At 47.0% G+C, this 368-nt stretch carries 1 pseudogene; it reads right to left on the bottom strand.

What is annotated here, in order from left to right:
• Positions 1–368: pseudogene (locus WW58_RS09760) on the bottom strand (hypothetical protein); the annotation flags it as partial.

Below are 368 nucleotides of genomic sequence, written 5' to 3'. Positions count from 1 at the left end.
TTCCCTATATACACCCTCCGAACACCGGGTTCCGCATATCCATCCCTGAAACATACTTCCAGCTCATAGTTCTGACCATTGCGAAGACGGTCAAAATACGTCAGCAACAGGTAAGCTTCCTTGATGGGGACTTCATGCTTTTCTCCCGGCTTCAACGTAATGAAGCGTATCAAAGCCGCTACCCGTTCGATTTTATACCCGGCTACATAACAGGCTATTGGATTCTCTATTTTGCCCACTCTGTACCCATATCTTTTCCCTCCCACTTTTTCCCATATTTCGATATGGATATTAGGGCCGTCATCTTTGAGGGGATAGAAGTCATCAAACAGGCGCACGGTCTTTTCGCCCTTGTTCGTGAACACCAG

Source organism: Akkermansia sp. UNK.MGS-1 (assembly GCF_000980515.1).
GTDB classification, from domain to species: domain Bacteria; phylum Verrucomicrobiota; class Verrucomicrobiia; order Verrucomicrobiales; family Akkermansiaceae; genus Akkermansia; species Akkermansia muciniphila.
The sequence above is the reverse complement of the archived record's forward strand: the minus strand, read 5'-3'. Positions and strand labels throughout refer to the sequence as shown.